The organism is Corallibacter sp. (assembly GCF_048381695.1).
GTDB classification, from domain to species: Bacteria; Bacteroidota; Bacteroidia; order Flavobacteriales; family Flavobacteriaceae; genus Corallibacter; species Corallibacter vietnamensis.
On sequence record NZ_JBLXHI010000013.1, the window covers coordinates 25,316 to 49,347 of the forward strand.

At 32.2% G+C, this 24,032-nt stretch carries 24 protein-coding genes; 13 read left to right on the plus strand and 11 right to left on the minus strand.

What is annotated here, in order from left to right; all coding sequences use genetic code 11:
• Nucleotides 1–13: 13 nt before the first annotated feature.
• The 3 genes from lpdA to msrB form a co-directional block, all read right to left on the minus strand.
• A complete protein-coding gene (gene lpdA / locus ACN5J3_RS13220; protein ID WP_344731038.1) occupies nucleotides 14–1,390 on the minus strand; it encodes a dihydrolipoyl dehydrogenase in 1,377 nt (458 codons plus the stop codon).
• 79 nt (nucleotides 1,391–1,469) lie between these two features.
• Nucleotides 1,470–2,024, minus strand: coding sequence for a DUF1572 family protein (locus tag ACN5J3_RS13225; protein ID WP_418512054.1), 555 nt, complete (start codon nucleotides 2,022–2,024; stop codon nucleotides 1,470–1,472).
• A gap of 47 nt (nucleotides 2,025–2,071) precedes the next feature.
• On the minus strand, nucleotides 2,072–2,548 hold the full coding sequence (gene msrB / locus ACN5J3_RS13230; protein ID WP_418510252.1) for a peptide-methionine (R)-S-oxide reductase MsrB: 477 nt from the start codon (nucleotides 2,546–2,548) through the stop codon (nucleotides 2,072–2,074).
• A gap of 149 nt (nucleotides 2,549–2,697) precedes the next feature.
• On the opposite strand from msrB, the gene ACN5J3_RS13235 reads away from it, so the two are divergent.
• Both ACN5J3_RS13235 and ACN5J3_RS13240 read left to right on the plus strand, forming a co-directional pair.
• On the plus strand, nucleotides 2,698–3,531 hold the full coding sequence (locus ACN5J3_RS13235) for a M48 family metallopeptidase (RefSeq protein ID WP_417291595.1): 834 nt from the start codon (nucleotides 2,698–2,700) through the stop codon (nucleotides 3,529–3,531).
• A gap of 76 nt (nucleotides 3,532–3,607) precedes the next feature.
• On the plus strand, nucleotides 3,608–4,909 hold the full coding sequence (locus ACN5J3_RS13240; RefSeq protein WP_418512055.1) for an MFS transporter: 1,302 nt from the start codon (nucleotides 3,608–3,610) through the stop codon (nucleotides 4,907–4,909).
• 114 nt (nucleotides 4,910–5,023) lie between these two features.
• Here ACN5J3_RS13240 and ACN5J3_RS13245 read toward each other — a convergent pair whose 3' ends face one another.
• From ACN5J3_RS13245 to ACN5J3_RS13260, 4 genes are read right to left on the minus strand one after another with little or no spacing between them, the layout of a single operon-like run.
• Complete coding sequence (locus ACN5J3_RS13245; RefSeq protein ID WP_418510254.1) at nucleotides 5,024–5,749, minus strand: head GIN domain-containing protein; 726 nt, start codon at nucleotides 5,747–5,749, stop codon at nucleotides 5,024–5,026.
• A gap of 26 nt (nucleotides 5,750–5,775) precedes the next feature.
• A complete protein-coding gene (locus ACN5J3_RS13250; RefSeq protein ID WP_418512056.1) occupies nucleotides 5,776–6,873 on the minus strand; it encodes a hypothetical protein in 1,098 nt (365 codons plus the stop codon).
• Nucleotides 6,851–7,414, minus strand: a complete 564-nt coding sequence (locus ACN5J3_RS13255) for a hypothetical protein (protein ID WP_418512057.1) — start codon at nucleotides 7,412–7,414, stop codon at nucleotides 6,851–6,853. The genes ACN5J3_RS13250 and ACN5J3_RS13255 overlap by 23 nt, the downstream gene beginning before the upstream one ends.
• A gap of 11 nt (nucleotides 7,415–7,425) precedes the next feature.
• Complete coding sequence (locus tag ACN5J3_RS13260; protein WP_418512058.1) at nucleotides 7,426–7,989, minus strand: RNA polymerase sigma factor; 564 nt, start codon at nucleotides 7,987–7,989, stop codon at nucleotides 7,426–7,428.
• A 242-nt stretch (nucleotides 7,990–8,231) separates the two neighbouring features.
• Here ACN5J3_RS13260 and lon point away from each other — a divergent pair, with 242 nt between their 5' ends.
• The 8 genes from lon to ACN5J3_RS13300 all read left to right on the plus strand — a co-directional run bounded on the left by lon (nucleotide 8,232) and on the right by ACN5J3_RS13300 (nucleotide 17,657).
• Nucleotides 8,232–10,682 carry an endopeptidase La gene (lon, locus tag ACN5J3_RS13265; RefSeq protein ID WP_418512059.1) on the plus strand — a complete coding sequence of 817 codons (2,451 nt, stop codon included), beginning with the start codon at nucleotides 8,232–8,234 and terminating at the stop codon, nucleotides 10,680–10,682.
• A gap of 115 nt (nucleotides 10,683–10,797) precedes the next feature.
• Nucleotides 10,798–11,817 (plus strand): type IX secretion system protein PorQ, encoded by a 1,020-nt coding sequence (gene porQ, locus ACN5J3_RS13270; protein WP_417291603.1) that lies wholly within the window; start codon nucleotides 10,798–10,800, stop codon nucleotides 11,815–11,817.
• Nucleotides 11,818–12,513 (plus strand): (d)CMP kinase, encoded by a 696-nt coding sequence (gene cmk, locus ACN5J3_RS13275; RefSeq protein WP_417291604.1) that lies wholly within the window; start codon nucleotides 11,818–11,820, stop codon nucleotides 12,511–12,513. It begins immediately after the preceding gene.
• Between the two features lie 216 nt (nucleotides 12,514–12,729).
• Nucleotides 12,730–14,559, plus strand: coding sequence for a 30S ribosomal protein S1 (gene rpsA / locus ACN5J3_RS13280; protein WP_344731050.1), 1,830 nt, complete (start codon nucleotides 12,730–12,732; stop codon nucleotides 14,557–14,559).
• A 361-nt stretch (nucleotides 14,560–14,920) separates the two neighbouring features.
• Nucleotides 14,921–15,460 (plus strand): bifunctional pyr operon transcriptional regulator/uracil phosphoribosyltransferase PyrR, encoded by a 540-nt coding sequence (gene pyrR, locus ACN5J3_RS13285; protein ID WP_344731051.1) that lies wholly within the window; start codon nucleotides 14,921–14,923, stop codon nucleotides 15,458–15,460.
• Nucleotides 15,461–15,470: 10 nt separating this feature from the next.
• The gene (locus tag ACN5J3_RS13290) at nucleotides 15,471–16,400 is read left to right on the plus strand and encodes an aspartate carbamoyltransferase catalytic subunit (protein WP_417291605.1); all 930 of its coding nucleotides are present in this window, start codon (nucleotides 15,471–15,473) and stop codon (nucleotides 16,398–16,400) included.
• Between the two features lie 12 nt (nucleotides 16,401–16,412).
• Nucleotides 16,413–16,745, plus strand: a complete 333-nt coding sequence (locus ACN5J3_RS13295) for a ribonuclease Z (RefSeq protein WP_344731054.1) — start codon at nucleotides 16,413–16,415, stop codon at nucleotides 16,743–16,745.
• Between the two features lie 3 nt (nucleotides 16,746–16,748).
• Complete coding sequence (locus ACN5J3_RS13300) at nucleotides 16,749–17,657, plus strand: ribonuclease Z (RefSeq protein WP_418512060.1); 909 nt, start codon at nucleotides 16,749–16,751, stop codon at nucleotides 17,655–17,657.
• Here the strand turns inward: ACN5J3_RS13300 and ACN5J3_RS13305 are convergent.
• Complete coding sequence (locus tag ACN5J3_RS13305) at nucleotides 17,650–18,063, minus strand: hypothetical protein (RefSeq protein ID WP_418512061.1); 414 nt, start codon at nucleotides 18,061–18,063, stop codon at nucleotides 17,650–17,652. The genes ACN5J3_RS13300 and ACN5J3_RS13305 overlap by 8 nt on opposite strands.
• 94 nt (nucleotides 18,064–18,157) lie before the next feature.
• Here ACN5J3_RS13305 and pdxH point away from each other — a divergent pair, with 94 nt between their 5' ends.
• From pdxH to ACN5J3_RS13320, 3 genes are all read left to right on the plus strand, one after another.
• A complete protein-coding gene (gene pdxH, locus ACN5J3_RS13310; protein ID WP_418512062.1) occupies nucleotides 18,158–18,805 on the plus strand; it encodes a pyridoxamine 5'-phosphate oxidase in 648 nt (215 codons plus the stop codon).
• Nucleotides 18,806–18,970: 165 nt separating this feature from the next.
• Complete coding sequence (locus ACN5J3_RS13315; RefSeq protein WP_418510263.1) at nucleotides 18,971–19,477, plus strand: CAP domain-containing protein; 507 nt, start codon at nucleotides 18,971–18,973, stop codon at nucleotides 19,475–19,477.
• 93 nt (nucleotides 19,478–19,570) lie between these two features.
• A complete protein-coding gene (locus tag ACN5J3_RS13320) occupies nucleotides 19,571–20,092 on the plus strand; it encodes a CAP domain-containing protein (RefSeq protein ID WP_418512063.1) in 522 nt (173 codons plus the stop codon).
• 125 nt (nucleotides 20,093–20,217) lie between these two features.
• Here ACN5J3_RS13320 and ACN5J3_RS13325 read toward each other — a convergent pair whose 3' ends face one another.
• The 3 genes from ACN5J3_RS13325 to ACN5J3_RS13335 all read right to left on the minus strand — a co-directional run.
• Nucleotides 20,218–22,131, minus strand: coding sequence for an OmpA family protein (locus ACN5J3_RS13325; RefSeq protein ID WP_418512064.1), 1,914 nt, complete (start codon nucleotides 22,129–22,131; stop codon nucleotides 20,218–20,220).
• A gap of 12 nt (nucleotides 22,132–22,143) precedes the next feature.
• Nucleotides 22,144–23,076 carry a type IX secretion system membrane protein PorP/SprF gene (locus tag ACN5J3_RS13330; RefSeq protein WP_418512065.1) on the minus strand — a complete coding sequence of 311 codons (933 nt, stop codon included), beginning with the start codon at nucleotides 23,074–23,076 and terminating at the stop codon, nucleotides 22,144–22,146.
• A gap of 11 nt (nucleotides 23,077–23,087) precedes the next feature.
• The coding region (locus ACN5J3_RS13335) for a gliding motility-associated C-terminal domain-containing protein (protein ID WP_418512066.1) at nucleotides 23,088–24,032 on the minus strand (945 nt) is incomplete at its 5' end.

The window sequence follows — 24,032 nt, forward strand, 5'->3', positions numbered from 1 at the left end:
TTAATATATATTTTTATAAGTGGATCACTTCGTCGTAAGCATCAGCAACAGCCTCCATAACCGCTTCACTCATAGTAGGGTGAGGATGTACTGCTTTTAGTACTTCGTGACCAGTAGTTTCTAATTTTCTACCTAAAACAGCTTCAGCAATCATATCGGTAACACCAGCACCAATCATGTGGCAACCTAACCATTCGCCATATTTAGCATCAAAAATTACTTTTACAAATCCATCTTTATTTCCACCTGCGCTAGCTTTTCCTGAAGCCGAGAATGGGAATTTACCAACTTTAATATCGTAACCTTGTTCTTTAGCTTGCTTTTCAGTTAGACCAACTGAAGCGATTTCTGGTGTACAATAAGTACAACCAGGAATGTTTCCGTAATCTAAAGCTTCTACATGCATACCTGCAATTTTTTCAACACATAGTATCCCTTCAGCAGACGCAACGTGAGCTAATGCTTGTCCTGGAGTAACATCGCCTATAGCATAATATCCAGGAATGTTTGTTTGGTAGTAATCGTTTACTAAAATTTTATCACGGTCTACAACAATACCTACATCTTCTAATCCGATGTTTTCAATATTTGTTTTAATACCTACGGCAGATAAAATTATATCAGCTTCTAATACTTCTTCTCCTTTTTTAGTTTTTACAGTAGCTTTTACGCCATCACCAGATGTGTCTACTTTTGTAACTTCAGATGATGTCATTACTTTTATACCGCTTTTCTTGAACGAGCGCTCTAATTGTTTAGAAACGTCTTCATCTTCAACAGGTACTACATTTGGTAAATATTCAACAACGGTAACTTCAGTTCCCATTGAGTTATAGAAGTAAGCAAACTCAACACCAATTGCTCCAGAACCTACAACAATCATTTTTTTAGGTTGTTCTTTTAGGCTCATTGCTTCACGATAACCAATAACTTTTTTACCATCTTGTGGTAAGCTAGGTAATTCACGAGAGCGTGCTCCAGTTGCAACAATTATATGATCTGCACTGTATTCTTTACCGTCAACGTCAACTTTTTTACCAGGTTTTAATTTTCCAAACCCTTCAATAACGTCAATTTTGTTCTTTTTCATTAAAAACTTAACACCATTGCTCATGCCTTCAGCAACACCACGGCTACGTTTTACAACAGCAGTAAAGTCTTTATCAGCATCTTTTACAGAAAGACCGTAATCTTCAGCATGTTTCAGGTATTCAAATACTTGTGCTGATTTTAATAAGGCTTTAGTAGGAATACATCCCCAGTTTAAACAAACACCACCAAGGTTTTCTTTTTCAATAACAGCGGTTTTAAATCCTAATTGAGACGCTCTAATAGCAGTTACGTAGCCTCCAGGACCACTTCCAAGAACAATAATATCGTATTTACTCATCGTGAAATTTTTAATCGTTTTTTGAAGCTACGAATTTACGAAATCGGATTTGAATATTAAATGCTCGCTTAATATTTTATTATAAATCGTCAGTAAAGTGTCGTTTTCCTTTAGGTTTGTTAAACTTTTCTTGATTATATGTTTTTGATTCTCCTTTAGGGATAGATAATGATTTCCAATTGTTTCCTTTTAATGTTTTACCAATTTGAACCATTTGCCCTATATGATATGGGTAATGGCCTAATTGTCTAAATATAGCTTCGGAGACATAATGTCCTTCGTTGCGTATGTACACAATTTTATCTAAATCAGTGTTGGTTAAAGGTGATAAGGCATCAAATAAACATGCCCAACCTGTTTTCCAAGCGGTAATTAATTCGTCTTTGTTTGTGTAGCTAGCTTCAAACTCTAAATCGCGCTCTCTCCATGTTTTTTCGCCATCTTCAGTTAAAAAGTTCGTCCACCTACTTAACATGTTGCCAACCATATGTTTTACAATAATAGAAACACTATTTGTATCTTGGTTGGGTTGCCAAGTTAATTCTTCAAAAGAGAGTTGATTAATAGTTTTGTCGCCTACAGCTTTGTAATAATTAAACTGTTTTATAGCACTTGTTACAAGTAAATTATCCATACTATAAAAGTAGTTTATTTAAAGACAATTTTATTTTTTAAGCTATTTTATTTTTCAGGAATAAATTTTAGTGCAGCGCCATTAATGCAGTGTCTTTTTCCAGTTGGTTTAGGACCATCATTAAATACATGGCCTAAATGGCCACCACAAGTAGCACAGTGTTCTTCATTTCTAGAATATCCTAAATCTCTATCAGTACCAAAAGCAACATTGCCTGTTATCTCTTGATAAAAACTTGGCCAACCAGTTCCTGAATCAAATTTATGATCACTTTTAAAAAGCGGCGTGTCACATCCAGCGCAAACATAAACACCTTTTTCTTCTATATTATTTAAAGGGCTGCTAAAAGCACGTTCTGTTCCAGCTTTTCTTAAAACATGATATTGCATATCGGTTAATTGAGATTTCCACTCACTATCTGTTTTTGAAACAGAAAAATTTTGAGATTTATTGGTGGTTTTTTGGGCGTTGCTATTACAACTACATACCATAGTTGCTATAAATACTAATAAAATGTGTTTCATAATTATAGGGTTTATGTCACTTTTGTCGTATTTTAATCTATCAACTAACATGTTGCTTAAATTTATTGTGACGTATTGTGAATAACTTGTGTCTCAAATAAATGAATGATTTTTGTACTTTTACACCAACATTAAAACCATCAATTATAATGAAATTAAAAAGTAAAATAATAACATTAGGTGTTATTGGTTTGTTTTTGTCTTGTGCAACAAACCCGTTTACAGGAAAACAAACAATGGCGTTTGTAAGTAATGACCAATTATTTCCTACATCTTTTCAGCAGTATAACCAAGTACTTTCTGAAAGTAATGTTGAAAAAGGAACTGCTAGAGCTGAAATGATAAAGCGTGTTGGTGAAAGGATAGCAATTGCAGCAGAACGATGGCTAAATGCAAATGGACATCAAGGCTACTTAACAGATTATCAATGGGAATATAACTTGATAGATGATGCTACTGTTAATGCTTGGTGTATGCCAGGAGGAAAAATTGTTTTTTATACAGGGATTTTACCAATAGCGCAAAGTGAAACAGGTGTTGCTGCGATTATGGGGCATGAAGTAGCTCACGCATTAGCAAATCATGGGCAACAACGTATGAGTGCTGCTTATATTCAACAAGGATTAGCTGTTGCAGGTAATATTGCTTTAGCTAAAGATGAACAAACTTTAGGAATTTTTAATCAATCTTATGGCGTTGTATCAAACGTTGCTGGGATGTTGCCTTTTAGTAGAAGTCACGAATCTGAAGCAGATAGAATAGGGTTGTATTTAATGGCAATTGCAGGTTATAATCCTGATGAAGCTGCAGAATTATGGAAGCGAATGAGCGCACATAGCGGAGGGCAATCTACACCAGAGATTTTAAGTACACACCCATCAAATGAGTCTCGTATTGCAGAATTAAACACATTAGCGCCAACAGCAAAGGCTGAAGCAAGTAAATTTGGAATAAAATCATTTAGACCAATTGGAAAGTTTTAAGAAATTAATTAAAAATTAATAGGTATTTTAAAAGCTGTTCTTATATTTTTGGAACAGCTTTTTTATTTTTAAAACTATGGCAACACTTCAAAAAGGAAGTAAAAAATTATTAAATGCATGGGCATTTTATGATTGGGCAAACTCGGTTTATACTTTAACCATTGCGTCTTCAATATTTCCAATATTTTATTCGGCACTTTTTATTTCTGAAATAAAACAGGTCACAGCATTTGGTTTCGAGTTTAAGAGTACTGCTTTAATTACTTTTGTAACAGCTTTTACTTTTTTGGTAGTATCTATTTTATCTCCAATACTTTCCGGAATAGCAGATTATGTAGGTAATAAAAAAGCGTTTATGAAGTTTTTTTGTTACACCGGTGGTTTAGGCTGTATTGGTTTATATTGGTTTAGTTTAGAGAATATTCACTTAAGTTTACTGTTTTACTTTATGGGACTTATAGGTTATTGGGGAAGTTTGGTTTTTTACAACTCTTACTTACCTGATATTGCTTTTCCTGAACAGCAAGATCGTATTAGTGCCAAAGGATTTTCTTTAGGTTACGTAGGGAGTGTTATCTTATTACTTATTAATCTTGGGATGGTAATGAGTCAAGAGAATGGAGCGGACAAAATGCTTATGATGCGTTGGTCATTTGTCATGGTTGGTGTTTGGTGGATTTTATTCAGTCAATACACGTTTTATGTGTTGCCCAAAGGAGCTTCATCTGGACAAAAGGTTACTAAAAACGTACTATTTAATGGGTTGAAGGAGCTTAAACAAGTATGGTTTGCCCTAAAGCAAGATTTAAGACTTAAGCGCTATTTAATTGCGTTTTTTGTGTTTAGTATGGCTGTACAAACTATCATGCTTGTTGCTGTATATTTTGGAGAAGAAGAAATTGCTTGGGGAGATGCAGATGCTAAAACACAAGGCTTAATAGTGAGTATTTTGGTGATACAGTTACTAGCTATAATAGGAGCAGTAATAACATCAAGAGCGTCTTCTAAATTTGGAAATATAAAAACATTGATTGTTGTTAATTTTATCTGGATGTTTTTATGCATTTACGCATATTTTATGGAAACCCCAGTGCAATTTTATATTGCAGCAAGTTGTGTAGGGTTAGTAATGGGAGGTATTCAGAGTTTGGCGAGATCTACATATTCAAAATTTTTGCCAGAAACCGAAGACACAACATCATATTTTAGTTTTTATGATGTTGCTGAAAAAATAGGAATCGTAATAGGAATGGGCATATTTGCTACAATTGACCAAATTACAGGAAGCATGCGAAACTCTATATTGTTCCTGGTAACGTTCTTTTTAGTTGGTGTTGTTTTGCTTTTTAGAGTGTTAAAACAACAAAAACTAGAATAATTCTTTATGTTATAAGCACATCAGTTTGGCAAAAAGCAGATTAAAAATTAAATCTATAGATATAAAAAAGCCACTCAGTTTTTGAGTGGCTTTTTTTTATTAAGTATTATGAGATTATCGTTTACTAATGCTTCCTGAACCTGCAACTTTGGTTTCTTCTTTTTTAGGGTTTCCAGAATACTCTATATCTCCAGAACCAGAAACATGAGCTTTTAGAGATTCATTACTGACAACACTAACATCTCCTGAACCAGAAATAGCTACTACAGTATTATCTGAAATTAGCTTTGAAGCATTGACATCACCAGAGCCAGATATCATAACTTTTAAATTTTTAGTACTTCCTTTAAAAATAATATCTCCAGAGCCTGTTAAGTGGCTTTCAAGTGTTTTGTTTTTTGAGGTTAAGTTAATATCACCAGAACCTGTTAAGGACACTTTTAAGTCGCTAACGTCTAAAACATCTTTAGTCCATAAATCTCCAGATCCTGTTAGTGAAACTAAATTAATCTCTTCAAAAGGAATTGTGATTTTAATACTTTTATTTATTGAAGTTTTTAAATTCACATTCTTTTTAGTTTTAACTATAAGCTTGTTGTCTTTTACTTCAGTAATTATGTAATCTATTAAGTTTTCTTCACCTTCTATTATTATAGATCCTTCTTTGCCTTTTACCAATTCAAAATCCATAAATCCGCCACAGTAAACACCGTCGTAACTGGCCGTTGTTCTTGTTACGGTTGTCATTTTTCCGTTACCTTTTACGCGTTGCGAGAATATACTAGTAATGCATAATAAAAAGGTAAATAATAAGATTGTTTGTTTTTGAGATGGTTTCATAATATTCGTTTTTTCTTGATTAATGATTAGTTTTTATGAAAAGTTACACTTCCGTAGTCAGAATCTATGGTTACTTTGCCATTGGTGTTTGTGTTACCGTGATATCCTGCGTAATATTTGCTTCTAGATTCAATATGTTTTTTAGAGAAATTAAAATCATTATCGCCGCTTAAAGAAGCATACTCTAAAGTTATATCAAATTGAAAATTGAAGCTAGGTTCGTAACCTATTTTAATACCTGTGTAGTCAGATTTTATAGTTACATTTTCAGTGTTTTCTTTTAGTCTATCTATTTTAATAGAGCCATAATCAGCATCTATTGAAACGTTTTTATAAACATCGCCTACAATGAGTGTAAGATAATCGCCTTGGCCATCTATATTGTTGGCTCTGTCAATTTTCATTGAGCCGTAATCACAATTGTAGATTATGTCTTCAGCGGTTTCAATGTGCGAACTTGTGTAATCAGCTTTTATAGAAATGTCGTTTGTTTTTGCAACTGTAAAGCTACTGTAATCAGCATCAATAGTTCCTGTTTTTATGTATTCAAAATAGCAATCTTTTGTGTAATCAAAGCGTAACTCATTTTTGTTTCCCATTAGCTCTTTAGTAGTGATTTTTCCGTAGTCACATTTTATTAGCGCATTACCTTCAAGTTTATCAAGAGTAATATTTCCATAGTCATTAAACAGCTGCACGTTGTTTGTAATAGGTATTTTTACAACATAGTTAATTTCCATTTTTATATTGCTACTTACTCTTTTATTCCACCAAGAGGTATCATAACTATTTCCGTCAAAAGACGTAATGGCTGAAACTTTATTTGGTGCTGCCTGAAACGCAACATCTAGCTGGTTTAGTTTACTGATTAGTCTATCTTCGTTGTTTCCTTCAACTTTTATTGAAACTTCAATGTCAATACGGTTTTCATTCCAAGTAATAACATTTATGTTTCCATAGCGATTCGTTACATTGAATGTAGCATTAGGATTAACATTAAAAGATTTTTTTATTGTTTTTTCTTTTGTGTGTTTCTCTTTGATAGGAGATAAGCTTGATGCTTGAACCATTGTAGGCATCCATATTAGGAGAAAAAGAATTTTATATAGTATTGGTGTTTTCATTTGAAACGTTTTTTAATTGTTTAACTAATTCTATTTGTTTAAGAGCGTTTTGAAGAAGATCAATTCTATTTTGAAAATTGGTAATCATCGCATAGATTACTCGTTGATCGTTACCACTTTGTCCTAAATCTGATTTAAGGTTTTCATAATCATTTTCAAGTTTGCGCATTTGTATCATAACATCTTTGATTAGTATTTGCGTGTCTGCATCTGCGGCTTGGTTTAGTTTTTTTAGTTCAACAGTAATGGTTGATGTAAAAAAGCTTTCAGTTTCAGCCATTTCAGGTGATACACTTGCTAAATCGTTTGTGATCGTTTCTTGATTGTTTGTAATAAAAAATGTTACTATGAGTGCTACAGTAGCGGCAATACCAACTAAAGGTTTCCATATTTTTTTTACAGAGAAAGAACGGTTAACTGTACGAGTGTCATGTTGCGCATTAAGTTTTTGAGCAAAACGTTTTGCATGATTTTCGCTAGGTAACTCTGTATCAAAATCGGGTTTTAAGCGATCAAATAAGTTTTCTAAATTATTATCCATAATCAAACTTTTTATTGTTCAGCCAAAGGTTGTAATTTGTCTCTCAAGCTAGCTTTTGCTCTTGATATTGTTGTGCGGCAATTTGCATAAGAAACATTCAAAATATCACTAATTTCTTCATAATCGTATCCATCTATTAGATGTAAGGTTAAAGCAATTCTATAACTATCTTTTAAAGAATTCATGGTCTCTAAAACTGCTTTAGCTTTTAAGTTGGTATAATTAAAATCACTAGAAATACCTTGATTATCATCTTCCATTTTAAAAGCAACATCATCAAAAGGAACGTTTTGGTATTTATTATTTTTATTGAAATGATAAATACTTTTATTAACAACAATGCGTTTTAACCAAGCACCAAAAGTCACTGTATCATTTAAGCTATCAAGCTTTGTAAAAGCTGATAAAAAAGCATCCTGCATAATATCTTCAGCCTCATAAGAATCTTTTACTATTCTGAATGCGACATTATACATGGCTTTGTAATACCTATTATAAATCTCCAATTGCGCAAACTGGTTATTCGTTTTACAAAGCGCTACAAGCTGCTCGATATTTTGGTTGGTTAGTGTCAATTAAAACATATTGTTATTATAAAGATGAAGGTATAAAACGTTTGTTACAGTTTTTTGAAAAAAAAGTTTTATTTCTTTTTCAAATCATGGCATATTAATTGACCCTTTATAAATGTAACACATGATTTGGTTTTTGTTAAATACTTGTAAATCAAATCGTTGTTAAATTTAATTAAACTTAAGAAAGTATGTTATATTCAGATTTTAAGCTGAATTAATGACAGAATGACCTAAATATATTTATGAAGAAAACTAGTTTTTTAAGTCTTGACAGTTTGTCACTACAGGAATTTGATGAAAATTCAGAGTTAATTCCGTTAATGACTCCTGAAGACGAAGAAGAAATAAACAATGAAGAATTGCCTGCTACCTTGCCAATTCTTTCATTAAGAAATACCGTATTGTTTCCAGGTGTTGTAATTCCTATTACAGCAGGTCGTGATAAGTCAATAAAATTGATAAACGACGCAAACAAAGGAAGCAAAGTAATAGGTGTTGTTGCTCAAAAAGATGAAGCAATAGAAAACCCTACAGCAAAAGATATTCATGAAGCAGGTACTGTAGCTAGAATATTGCGAGTTTTAAAAATGCCAGATGGTAATACAACCGTTATTATTCAAGGTAAAAAGCGCTTTAATGTAGCCGAGGTAATTACTGAAGAGCCTTACATGAATGCGACTATTCGTGAAGTTCCTGAGGCAAAACCAGCAAGTCAAAGTAAAGAGTTTAATGCTATTATAGAATCTATAAAAGATTTAGCATTACAAATTATACAGGATAGCCCAAACATTCCTAGTGAAGCTTCTTTTGCTATAAAAAATATCCAAAGTGATTCTTTCTTGATAAACTTTGTATCATCAAATATGAACTTGTCTGTTCAAGAAAAGCAAAGATTACTTGAAACAAATGACCTTAAGGAACGTGCTTTAGAGACTTTAAAGTATATGAATATAGAGTTTCAAAAATTGGAACTTAAAAATGATATTCAGTCCAAAGTTCAAAGTGATATGAATCAGCAGCAGCGAGAGTATTTTCTACATCAACAAATGAAAACCATTCAAGAAGAACTTGGTGGAGTAAGCTATGATGAAGAGTTGGAAGAAATGAAAGAACGTGCCAAGAGCAAGAAGTGGGATGACAAAGTAAAGAAGCATTTTGATAAAGAAATAGCCAAAATGCAACGTATGAATCCGCAAGTTGCAGAATATTCTATACAGCGTAATTATCTAGACTTATTCCTTGATTTACCTTGGAATGAATTCAGCAAAGATAAATTCGATTTAAAACGCGCTAAACGTATTTTAGATAAAGACCATTACGGTTTAGATGATGTAAAGCGTCGTATTATTGAGTACTTGGCAGTATTGAAATTACGTAATGATATGAAATCACCAATTCTTTGTTTATATGGACCTCCAGGCGTTGGTAAAACATCATTAGGAAAATCTATAGCAGAAGCATTAGGGCGAGAGTATGTGCGTATTTCTTTAGGAGGTTTACGTGACGAAGCTGAAATACGCGGGCATAGAAAAACATACATAGGAGCTATGCCAGGACGTATTATTCAGAGTCTTAAAAAAGCAGGAACATCAAACCCTGTATTTGTTTTAGATGAAATAGATAAATTATCAAACTCTCACCAAGGAGATCCTTCATCTGCAATGTTAGAGGTTTTAGATCCGGAGCAAAACAGTGAATTTTATGATAATTTCCTTGAAATGGGGTTTGATTTATCAAAAGTCATGTTCATTGCAACATCAAACAGTTTAAATACCATTCAGCCTGCCTTAAGAGATAGAATGGAAATTATAAATGTTACTGGCTATACAATTGAAGAAAAAGTAGAAATAGCAAAGCGTCATTTATTACCAAAACAATTAGAAGAACATGGTTTGGATGATAAGGCTTTAAAAATAGCAAAACCTCAATTAGAAAAAATAGTTGAAGGTTATACAAGAGAATCTGGTGTTCGTGGTCTAGAAAAACAAATAGCAAAAATGGTGCGTTATGCAGCAAAAAATATTGCTATGGAAGAAACTTATAATATTAAAGTAACAAACGATGATATTGTTGAGGTTCTTGGTAGTCCAAAAATGGAGCGTGACAAATATGAAAACAATGATGTTGCTGGAGTTGTTACAGGTTTGGCTTGGACACGTGTTGGAGGTGATATATTGTTTATCGAATCAATCTTATCTAAAGGAAAAGGTAGCTTAAGTATTACAGGAAACCTAGGTAAGGTAATGAAAGAGTCCGCTACTATTGCGATGGAATATATTAAAGCAAATGCAGATGAGTTTGGCATAAACCCAGAAGTTTTTGATAAGTATAATGTACACATTCATGTGCCTGAAGGTGCAACTCCAAAAGATGGGCCTAGTGCGGGAGTTACTATGCTTACATCGTTAGTATCATTATTTACGCAGCGTAAAGTCAAGAAAAACATTGCAATGACTGGTGAAATAACATTACGAGGTAAAGTATTACCAGTTGGAGGAATTAAGGAAAAAATTCTTGCAGCAAAACGAGCACGCATAAAAGAAATTTTACTTTGTGAAGATAATAAACGAGATATTGATGAAATTAAACCAGAATATTTAAAAGGGTTAACCTTTCATTATGTGTCAGATATGAGAGATGTTATTAAGTTAGCACTCACAAATCAAAAGGTAAAAGATGCCAAAAAACTATAAAAAGTAGCATTACATAGATTAAAACCTCGAAATTATTTTCGAGGTTTTTTTATAACTTAAAAATAAATTATAATTGCAACCGTTTTAAGATAGATTTAGTTACTTTGTGTACTCTATGATAAAGAACATTACCAAGCTATTTTGTATTCTAATTTCTGCTACAGCATTTGCACAAGTAGGAGGAGAATCAACATACCAGTTTCTTAATTTGGTAAGTTCACCGCGTCAAGCTGCGCTAGGAGGTAAAGTATTTACCAACGTAGATTATGATGTTACTCAAGCATTAACCAATCCGTCAACAATAAATGTTGAAATGGATAACCAGTTAGCAATAAACTATTCAAGTTATTTAGGAGGTATCAATTATGGTACAGCAGCTTATGCTTATACTTGGGATAGACGTGTGCAAACATACCATATGGGAGTAACTTATATAAACTACGGTAGTTTTGAAGGTTATGATGAGCAAGGTAACGCCACAAACTCTTTTTCAGGAAACGAAGCATCATTATCATTTGGTTATGCAAAACAAATAGGATATTCAGATTTTTACATAGGAGGTAATGTTAAGTTAATAACTTCCAAACTAGAGCAGTATACATCGTTTGGAGCAGCTGTAGATGCAGGACTTATATATATTGATGAAGATATTGAATTTCAAGCAACACTTGTAGTTAGAAATGCCGGAATACAGATAACCACTTATGCAGGCCAAAATGAGCCATTGCCTTTTGAAGTTGCTTTTGGAATGTCGCAAACATTAGAGCATATTCCTTTACGTTGGCACTTAACGTTTGAAAACTTACAAGAATGGCCAATTGGTGTATCAAATCCTGCTAGAGCAGAAACAGATTTAGAAGGTAATCAAACACAAGAAAAAGTAGGCTTTTTTAATAATGTATTAAGGCATACAATACTAGGAGCAGAGCTTTTTCCTGATAAAGGCTTTAATATTAGATTAGGCTATAACTTTAGAAGATCAGAAGAGCTTCGTATTGTTGAGCAACGTAATTTTTCAGGAATTTCAGTAGGTGTTGGATTAAAAATTAACAAAATGCGCTTTAGTTTTACACACGCAAGATATACAAGCGCAAGTAACGCCAACTTCTTCGGATTACAATTAGACTTACGATAAATGCAAAAAATAACCATAGCCATAGATGGATTTTCTTCCACAGGAAAAAGTACTGTTGCCAAACAAATAGCCAAACAGTTAGGTTATATTTATGTTGACACAGGAGCTATGTATCGTGCTGTTACTTATTTTGCTATGCAAAACAAGTATATTGATAAATCTCATTTTGATATAGAAGCTTTAGTGACTTCGCTTCATAATATTCAAATAAGCTTTAAGTTTAATGAAAATTTAGGCTTTGCTGAAGTTTACTTAAACGGTATAAATATTGAAAAAGAAGTTCGCACACTAGAGGTTTCTTCATTTGTGAGCCAAGTTGCTACTGTTCCAGAAGTCCGTTATCAATTAGTAAAGCAACAGCAAAAAATGGGTAAAGATAAAGGCGTAGTTATGGATGGTCGCGATATTGGAACTGTAGTTTTTCCTGAAGCCGAGCTTAAAATATTTATGACAGCCTCTGCCGAAACTCGTGCAACACGTCGTTTTAAAGAGTTGTCAGAACGCGGTGATAATGTCTCGTATGATGAGGTACTTCATAATGTTAAAGAACGTGATTATATTGATTCTCACAGAGCAGACTCACCATTAGTTAAAGCTAGTGATGCCATAGAAATTGATAATTCTAACTTATCACTTCAAGAACAATTTGATAAAATTCTTCAACTTGTAAACACAGCGTTAAAAGCTAATAAGTAAAACTTTAATTTTTAGCATAATACATTAGGTATTTTTAATAAAAAGTAGTATTTTTGCACTCCTTTTAGCGAATAGTCGGAATTATAAAAGGAAAGAAATACAATTTTTTATAAACACTTCTGTGTGTGTCGCTTAAAACTTCCGTAACCATACAGAATACAAATCACAATGTTATTTGCTCATTTATAACGTAATAACATTGAATACTTAAATTAAATGGCTGAAAAAGCAAAGCAAGCTGAAGTTGAAGCAACAGAAGCAAAACAAGCAGAAGCTCCAGTAGTATCTGAAGCACAAGCAAACCCTGAAAAATTCTTAAAAGAGTTTAACTGGCACAACTACCAAGAAGGTATTGATGAAGTTGAAGATTCTCAATTAAAAGAATTTGAAAAATTAGTAGCAGATAATTTCGTAGACACTTTAGATGATGAAGTAGTAGAAGGAGAAGTAATTCACATTACAGATCGTGATGCTATCATTGATATCAATGCAAAATCTGAAGGTGTAATTTCATTAAACGAATTCCGTTACAACCCAAATTTAAAAGTTGGAGATAAAGTAGAAGTATTAATTGACGTTCGTGAAGATGCAACAGGACAATTAGTATTATCTCACAGAAAAGCACGTGTAATTAAAGCGTGGGATCGTGTAAATGCTGCTCATGATAGCGGTGAAATCGTTAATGGTTTCGTTAAGTGTAGAACAAAAGGTGGTATGATTGTAGATGTTTTCGGAATTGAAGCATTCTTACCAGGTTCTCAAATTGATGTTAAGCCAATTAGAGATTACGATCAATATGTAAATAAAACTATGGAATTTAAAGTTGTGAAAATCAACCACGAATTCAAAAACGTAGTAGTTTCTCATAAAGCACTTATTGAGGCTGATATTGAAGAACAAAAGAAAGAAATCATTGGTCAATTAGAAAAAGGTCAAGTATTAGAAGGTGTTGTTAAAAACATCACATCTTACGGTGTATTTATTGATCTTGGTGGTGTTGACGGATTAATTCACATTACAGATCTTTCTTGGTCTAGAATTAATCATCCAAACGAAATCGTAGAATTAGACCAAAAACTTAACGTTGTAATCCTTGATTTTGATGAAAACAAATCAAGAATCCAATTAGGATTAAAGCAATTAAGCAAACATCCTTGGGATGCTTTAGGAGAAGACGTAAAAGTTGGAGATAAAGTAAAAGGTAAAGTTGTTGTAATTGCAGATTACGGTGCATTTATTGAAGTAGCTGATGGAGTTGAAGGATTAATTCACGTATCAGAAATGTCATGGTCTACACACTTACGTTCAGCTCAAGATTTCGTTTCTGTAGGAGATGAAGTTGAAGCTCAAATCTTAACTCTAGATAGAGAAGAGCGTAAAATGTCTCTTGGTATTAAGCAATTAACGCCAGACCCATGGACAGATATCACTACAAAATATCCAGTTGGTTCTAACCATACAGGAACAGTAAGAAACTTTACAAACTTTGGTGTATTTGTAGAACTAGAAGAAGGTATTGACGGATTAATTTATATCTCTGATTTATCTTGGACTAAAAAGATTAAGCATCCAAGTGAATTCTGTAGCGTAGGTGATAAGCTAGACGTTGTAGTATTAGAGTTAGATGTTGAAGGACGTAAATTAAGTTTAGGTCACAAACAAACTACTGAAAACCCTTGGGATAAGTACGAAGCTGAATTTGCTATAGATACAGTTCATAAAGCTGAAATCTCTGAAATCGTAGATAAAGGTGCTACTATTGAATTTAACGAAGATATCGTTGCATTTGTACCAGCACGTCATTTAGAGAAAGAAGACGGCAAGAAACTTAAAAAAGGAGAAGAAGCTGAATTCAAAATCATTGAATTTAATAAAGAGTTTAAACGTGTAGTTGCATCTCATACAGCAATCTTCAGAGAAGAAGAAGCTGCTAATGTAAAAGCTGCTGCTAAAAAGGCACAAGCTGCTGCTGCAGAAGCCAAACCAACTTTAGGTGATGCTAATGATGCTTTACAAGCTCTTAAAGATAAAATGGACGGAAAATAATTTTTAACTGTTCTACATAACTTAAAAGCCTTCAAGAAATTGAAGGCTTTTTTTGTTAAAATGTTAATGTTTTTTGTTGTTTGTAGATTATTTATATTTATTTTTGATTATGTGAAATATAATTAGTAAATACTGCTAATTATTTATTAAAACTGTTAATTTTTTAGTTTTACTAAAATTTAAATTAGTTCTTGGGGGAAAATATTACAGTCAGTAATATCTGTTTTAGATACTATCTGTAGTATTGATTAAAAAAGAAGCTTTATAGCTTCTTTTTTTTGTTTTTGTTTCAATAACAGCACAACCAATGTAAAATTTTGCACTATCTTTGTTAATTAAATACGTTTGGATAGATTAAATTATGAGTCAAAAAGTATTACTTAATGCTAAAGAAGTCAATATTATTCTTAATAGATTAGCTTGTCAGCTCATAGAAAAACATAATAAATTCACAAATACCGTACTAGTAGGTATTCAGCCTAGAGGCAAATATTTAGCAAACAGACTAGCCAAAATTTTAAATGAAGATTACAAAATCAAGAATTTAAAATTAGGATATTTAGATATTACGTTTTACCGTGATGATTTTAGAAGAGGCGAGAAAACTCTAGAGGCAAACACAACACAGATTGATTTTATTGTAGAGGATAAAAATGTAGTTTTTATTGACGATGTATTATATACAGGTCGTAGTATTAGAGCTGCTTTAACAGCAATACAATCTTTTGGTAGACCTCAAGAAATAGAGCTTTTAACGTTAATAGACAGACGTTTTAGTAGGCATTTACCAATACAACCCGATTACAGAGGTAGGCAGGTAGATGCAATAAACAATGAAAAAGTTAAGGTAAACTGGGTTGAAAATGACGGAGAAGATTCAGTTTATTTAATAAATAATTAAGAACAGCATTATGAGCGAGTTAAGTGTTGATCACTTATTAGGCATAAAATATCTTAACGAAAAAGATATTCAACTTATTTTTGAAACAGCAGATCATTTTAAGGAAGTGATTAATAGACCTATAAAAAAAGTGCCTTCGCTTCGAGACATTACCATTGCAAATTTATTTTTTGAAAACTCAACGCGAACCAAACTTTCTTTTGAGTTAGCTGAAAAGCGATTATCTGCTGATGTTATAAATTTTTCAGCAGCACAGTCATCAGTAAAAAAAGGAGAAACTTTAATAGATACTGTAAATAATATCTTATCTATGAAAGTAGATATGGTTGTTATGAGACACCCTAATCCTGGAGCTGGTGTATTTCTGTCAAAACATATTAATGCTAGTATTATAAACGCTGGAGATGGTGCTCATGAGCATCCCACTCAAGCTTTACTAGATTCTTATTCTATACGTGAACGATTAGGAGATGTAGCTGGTAAAAATGTTGTTATTGTTGGTGATATACTCCATAGTCGCGTAGCCTTATCAAATATTTTTGCTCTAAAGTTACAAGGTGCAAATGTTATGGTTTGTGGACCAAAAACTTTAATACCTAAATATATTGATACTTTAGGAGTTACTGTAGAAACAGATTTAAGAAAAGCTCTCAATTGGTGTGATGTAGCAAATATGTTACGTGTACAAAATGAGCGTATGAGTGTAAGTTATTTTCCGTCATCTAGAGAATATACACAACAATTTGGAGTAAATAAAGCTTTGTTAGACTCCCTAGACAAAGAAATAACAATTATGCACCCAGGACCAATAAATCGTGGTGTTGAAATTACTAGTGATGTTGCAGATTCAAGCCAGTCTATTATACTAGACCAAGTTCAAAATGGTGTAGCTATAAGAATGGCAGTAATATATTTATTAGCGTCAAAAATTAAACAGTAATAAAACTAGATTATGATTGTAGATCAAAATGGCTCAACAACTGTTATTACTCAAGAAAAAGCATCTATTGTAGAGCTTGTAAAAAAGTTAGATGTTCTTTATGAACGCTACAAAAACAATAATGTTATTGTTAATTTAAGTAGTTTAAAACCAATTTCTCTAGAAGAAATAATAGAGTTTCTTAAAATATCAAATACTCATAGAAAAGCAAAACATTCTTTTGTCATAGTATCTGACAAAGTAAATCTTAATGAAATGCCAGATGAGTTGGTTGTAGTACCAACTATGCAAGAAGCCTATGATATTATAGAAATGGAAGAAATGGAGCGTGATTTAGGGTTTTAAACTATGAAACTAACTATTTTAGGCTGCTATAGTGCAACACCGCGAACAAATACTAATCCCACATCACAAGTTTTAGAAATAAACAACCATGTGTTTTTGATAGATTGCGGAGAAGGTACGCAAGTAGAGTTACGCAGAAATAAAGTTAAGTTTTCTAGGATAAAGCACATATTTATCTCACACTTACATGGTGATCATTACTTTGGTTTAGTAGGATTAATATCTACATTTAGGTTGCTTACAAGAGAAACCGATCTTCATATTTACGGCCCTAAAGGATTAAAAGAAGTCATAACATTACAAATGAAACTGGCCGATTCTTGGACAAATTATAAGCTTATTTTTCATGAGCTTACCTCAAAAGAATCAGAGCTTATTTATGAAGATGATAAAGTAGAAGTGCACACTATTCCTTTAGATCACAGAATTTATACAAACGGATTTTTGTTTAAAGAAAAAGTAGGAGAGAGAAAACTAGATATGAATGCAGTATTAAATGCTGACATAGATGTCTCTTATTACAGAAAATTGAAACAAGGATTTGATGTTGTTAATGAAAAAGGGGAACTTATAAAAAATGAAACAGTAACCAAGTCACCAATAAATCCTAAAAGTTATGCTTTTTGTAGTGATACCATGTATAACGAACGTATTATTCCTATAATAGAGAATGTGAGTTTATTATATCATGAATCAACATTTTTAGAAAAACACATAAGTTTGGCAGCACCAACCAAGCATAGTACAGCAAAACAAGCAGCTACTATTGCAAAACTTGCCAATGTAGGTAAATTAGTATTAGGGCATTATTCAACGCGTTATGATGACTTAAAAGCCTTCAAAACCGAAGCCGAATCTGTATTTAATGATGTAGAATTAGCAAAAGACGGAAAAACCATCGAGATTAATTAAATTCTTTAAGGTTCAAAACCCAATTTATTGCCTCATCAAGATTGAGACATCTTTTTATACTGTTTTCAGAAAACCTTTTTTCAATAGTTGCATTTACATAGTTAATTTCGCTGTATGATACAATAGCACTGGCTACAACAAAGCCAAAATCTTTATTAAACTTAATCCATAATTGTGGTTCAATAGAATAAGAGTTAATCCTATTAGAGATATGAGCAATTTTTATTGTGTTCCCATAATGTTCTATTAAAACAGCAATAACCTGTTGTATTTTTTCCCAATCAAAATGAACTCCTTCTTTCATTTCTGATATAATAAACTTATCTAAAAGGTAAAATGAACCAAAAGAAAAACTTACCTTAGTGTAGTCTAAAATGGTACTATATTTACTGTCTTCAAATCTCATTATATATATTTTATTGCCTAAATTTATGTTAAATTGTTGTTGATAGAAAGGAAATTTTAGAAAAAAGAAATTAATTTTTACCTATTTGTTTATAATGAATACAGACTTAAGCAATTACAGAAAATCTTATAGTAAAGATGAATTAACATTAAAAGATTCTCCAGATAACCCAATGGAACTATTCAGAAATTGGTTTCATGATGTAGATAAAAATTTTCCTGAAGATGAAACAAATGCTATGACCGTTTCAACAATAGGTGTAGATGGTTTCCCAAAAAGTAGGATAGTTTTATTGAAAAGGTTTACCTACGAAGGCTTTATATTTTTTACGAATTATGACAGTGAAAAAGGAATTGCTATAAAAAATAACCCAAATGTTTGTTTATCTTTTTTTTGGGCTGGTGCCGAGCGTCAAATTATTATTAAAGGTAAAGCAGAAAAAATCGCTGAAAATTTAAGTGATGGTTATTTTGAGTCAAGACCGAGAGGTAGTCAGCTTGGAGCTTTAGTGTCAAAACAGAGTTCTGTGATACCTAATAGAGCTTTTTTAGAAGAAGAATTAAATAAACTAGAAAAGAAATACGAGGGAAAAGAGATAGAACGCCCAAAATTTTGGGGAGGTTATATTGTAAAGCCTTTTGAGATTGAATTTTGGCAAGGAAGGCCTAATAGACTGCATGATAGAGTTAGGTATGTTGCTGATAGTGAGGGTTTTTGGGGTAAGAATCGATTATCTCCTTAAATAATCGGTCAAATACACTATTTAACAGTTTTACTTTAGTTTTTACCGTTTAAAAACACTTAAAATCGATGAAATACATGTTTTTTGTCGATTTTAACATTTTGTTAACATTGTTTTTTGGTTTAGGTTTTAAATTTACAATCCCAAATCTAATACAACCTAACAATGAAAAAGCCTACAATTTTATTTTTAGTGGTAATTCTTACTTTACTATCAGTATCTTGTTCATCAGATAGTTCTGATGATAATATGAATCAAGCAGCCCAAACAGCTGTAAACGATAATGTTGTTGCTCCTGAAGCAAAAGCAATTGAAAATGATATTCTAGATTTAATTAATGATTATAGAATAGGAAAAGGGTTGAATCCTTTGAATAAGAGAAATATTATTAAATCTCAAGCTTTTAGTCATACAGAGTATATGGTAAACACTAATAATGTTTCTCATGACAATTTTAACCAACGTAGGGCTTATTTAATTAATAATGCAGGAGCAAGTTACGTTTCTGAAAATGTTGCTTATGGTTTTACTTCGGCTGAAACGGTAGTTAACGCTTGGATAAATAGTGATGCTCACAGAGAAAATATTGAAGGTAATTATGCATATTTTGATATTTCTGCAGAGCAAAACTCTCATGGAGATTGGTACTACACGAATATTTTTGTTAGATAATTGATTAAAAGATTAATAAAGTAATTATTAACGTCATTTTTAAGGAATTATTAGGTGTTCAATCGTATCTTTGCGGTCCCTAATAGAACTAAAATGAAATTAACTTATAAGTGGCACTCACTTTTGTGGGTGCCAATTTTTGTATGCATAACTATGTCTTGTTCTCAAGATTCAGAAGAGTTAAATACAGAAATAAACCAAGCTTTTATTGAGAATCAAGTGACCATTCTAGAGTCTAAACCAATAGAAGCAGAGATTCTCTCACTAATTAATAATCACAGAATAGAAATTGGTTTGAAAACATTAGATACTAGTTTGGACATTATCAAGTCACAAACAAGTTCTCATACCAACTATATGATAGATCATAAAAAGGTTTCTCATGATAACTTTATCAATAGAGAGGTTTTTTTAGAGTCTTTTACAGGAGCCGTTTCTGTTGCTGAAAATGTTGCTTACGGCTATTCAGATGCTGAAACACTTGTAAATGCTTGGCTAAACAGTCCAGGACATAGAAGAAACATTGAAGGCAATTTTACTCATTTTCAAATAACAGGAAAAAAGGATGAAAATGGGATTTGGTATTACACAAACATCTTTGTAAGGATACAATAACACAAAAGCCACTTGTAAAAGTGGCTTTTTAAGTAAATAAGATTATTGTTAGGAAGGTTTTAAATATGTGTAAGCATAATTAAATCAAAATAAATCTTACCACTCATTTATTGTTAATAATAAAACTATTGCTTTAAGATTATAAATTTAGATCGTCTATTTAACTGGTGTTCTTCTTTAGTACATTTAACACCATTAGAGCACTTGTTAAGTAATTGTGTTTCCCCATATCCTATAGCACTTTCTATTCTTTCTTTGGCAATATTTCTAGTGTATAAATAGTCTCTTGTAGATTTTGCACGTCTGTCAGATAATTTCATATTATATTTATCACTACCACGACTATCAGTATGTGATTCTATTTTAATTACCATATCAGGGTGTGCTCTCATTACAGAAACTATATTTTCTAGTTCATAAGCTGCGTCTGGTCTAATATTCCATTTATCAAAATCAAAGAAAATAGGGTTAATAACAATTTCGTTATCGTTAATAAGCGGTACAAGATTTAAATCAGCAGTGTTATCTTTTTCATTTTCATTATCAGTTTTTAATTCTTTCCAATCATCTTTATAGTCTGGTTTAAAGGCAAGCACTTTATAGTTTTTATCACAGTCAACTTCAAAAGAGTATGCACCATCCTTATCACTTGTTATTTCTTCTATAATTTTACCCGATTCATCTATAAGTTGAACAGTTGCTTCTGGTAAAACTTCTAATGTTTTATTGTTTTTTACAACGCCTGAAATGGTTTGTTTACATGTAGTTATGTTAAAACCATAAATGTCATCACTACCTTTTCCGTCTGGACGATTAGATGAAAAATATCCAGAATTATCTTTTGGGTCTATAAAGTATGCAAAGTCATCATAGCCACTGTTGTAAGGAGCTCCAAGGTTTTCAGGATCTGCATTTTCATCTTTTATAATGTTAGATTTGAATATGTCTAGTAATCCTAAATTTAAAAATCCATCAGAAGAGAAGTATAATGTACTGTCTTGAGATACAAACGGGAATACTTCACGTCCTTCAGTATTTATTTTATCACCTAAATTTACAGGATCTCCATATGAACCGTTGTCATTTATAGCAACTTTATAAATATCTGTCTGTCCATAACCTCCATCTCTATCAGAAACAAAATATAGAGTTTTGTTGTCTGGGCTTAATGCAGGATGACCAGTTGAAAATACATTATCATTAAAAGGAAGTTCTACAATGTTAGACCAAATAGTATCTACAAGTGTAGCTTTATAAATTTTTAAGTGTGTTGTTCCTTTTTTGTCGTATTGTGGTTTATTTCTTTTGCCAACGTTATCTCTTGTGAAATACATGGTTTTTCCATCTTTTGTAAGAATGGCATTAGCATCATGAATATCTTTTCTCTCAACGCCATCAAAAGCCAAAGGCGTAACATTTGTTATTTGCTTAACGTTATCTTCAGTAGTCTTTATTTCTCCTTTAAAGATATCTAAATACGGTTCATTATTCCATTTATAAATATCATTTTCAGTATTTCTAGATGAAGCAAAGTATAATGTGTTTTCGTAAACAAAAGAACCAAAGTCAGAATATTTTGAGTTAATAGAAAGGTTTTCAATTACGGTATTCATACCACTTGTAGATGCCAATTTTTCATAAAGCGCTATATTGCTTTCTTCAAACTCTTTTGCTCTACTATCATCATTTTGTATTGATTTAAATTTTTCAAACCATTTATCAGCTTCTGTAAAGTTTTGTAAACTACGCTGTGTTTGTATGTACTTATAAATATATTCAGGGTTTATATCATTTCCATATTTATCTAAAGCTTTGTTGTACCATACAGCAGCTTGTTTAGGGTTAGAGTTGTTGTAATAGCAGTCTCCAAGTCGCGTAAGCACATGCTCACTATCATTTCCTTTTTTTACAGCCTCTTGATATAATTCAGCAGCTTTTAGGTAAGCATAATTTTCAAAGAATTTATCAGCAACTTTTTCTTGAGAAAAAATCAAGGAGCTATATAATGCAATTAATGTAAAAATTACTCTTGTTTTCATAAGATCGTATTTTTAGAAGTATCTAGGAGATTTTATACGTTTAGCTTTAAATATTTCAAACATCAATAGAATTTCATGAGTACCGCCTGTGTAATCATTAATTTCAGAAAGCGGATATTCATATGCGTATCCAATTCGGAGTTGTTTTGAAACTTGAAAATCGGCAATACCAGCTAGGGCAGAAGTAGACTCATTAATTCTATAACCACCACCTAACCAAAATTTCTCATAGAATAGAAAATTAGCGGTAATATCATATGATAAAGGTGCTCCATTTGTAGCTTTGACCAAAAACGCTGGTTTAAGTTTTGTGTTTTCACTTAAAGTAAATACATAACCTCCAGTAAAGTAATAGCTAACGCGCTCTAACGCTTGATAATCTTGTCCAGTAGGACTTCTCTCGTTATAGTCATTTGTTAAAATTCTTGGAACAGATAATCCTAAATACCACTTGTTTGAATGCCAGAATAGTCCAGCTCCAATATTGGGAGACCACCTATCTTCAATACCGTAAATACTTGGGTCAGCACTTTGAGAATTTCTAAAGTCAGCATCTAGGCTGTAACTCGTAAAACCTGCTTTTATACCAAATGCAAGCTTTGTTTTTTCTCCTGTTTGAATCGTATAAGAAGCATCTGCATAGAGATAAGAAAAGCGTTCATCACCTAGTTTATCATTTATAAAAGACATTCCTAAACCTATCTTTTCATTACGAAGAGGTGAATGAATTGATAATGTTTGTGTTCTTGGTCCACCATCAAAGCCAACCCATTGACTTCTGTGCAGTCCAACAATGCTTAATGTTTCTCTACTTCCCGCATAAGCTGGGTTTATAGAGATGGTATTATACATATATTGCGTAAATTGAGGTAATTGTTGTGCCATACCAAAAGTAAAGCTCAAGCATGTAATTACTACAACTATGTAATGTTTCATAGGTTTCATAGGTTAAAGATTTATTTGGTTCCTACGTAGAAATAACCAGTTATAGGTTCAAATCCACTATTTTTTAGATTTATGATATAATAATATGTACCATTTGGTACTTTATCAGAATTACCAACAGACGACTTATGAGCAGTACCATTCCAATTGTTTGTATAGTTTTTAGACTCATAAATCATAGCGCCCCAACGGTTAAATATTTTTATTTCTTTTACAAAACCACAAGTTTCACCACCTTTTATTTCAAAGAATTCATTCCATTGATCTCCATTTGGAGTAACAGCATTAGAAATGATAATACTTTCTCTACTACAAGGTTGTGGCGCAGGTAATACAATACAGTCATCGTTAACATTTATGTTTACTTCAACCGTGTTAAGGCAATTACCTTCAGCAGAAGTATAGCTAAATGTGTAGTCTCCTAAATCAACTAAAGAAGGATCAAAAATTCCATCATCAAGTGTTGCATCCCCAGAAATCACTTCCCAAGATCCATTTAAATCTGTACCATCATAATAGTCAAATAAATCAACCAATCCATCATTTGAACATTTTTCAGTGTTTACTTCAGAAGTAGAATTTAAAATTGAAACAAAAACATGTTGTTCTACAGTTGTGCTATTTCCACAGCTATCTGTTATATCCCAACTCCAAATAATTTCATAATCATTATTACTGCCATCAAAAGAACTTGTTTCTGTAAAGTTAACTTCAGGTTCACCAATAGAGCACTCATCTAATACTAAAGTTGGTGCTTCAGGAACTTCACTACAAGTAACAAAAATATCAGATAAATCATTAGTAACAACCGGAGCCGTAGTATCTTGAATAGTAATCGTTTGAGAAACAGACGAAGCATTATTACACGCATCTGTAAAAGTCCAAGTACGAGTCATAGTCACATTACAAGGATCTGCATCATCAGTAACATCTGTAGCCGTAGCAACAATATCCCC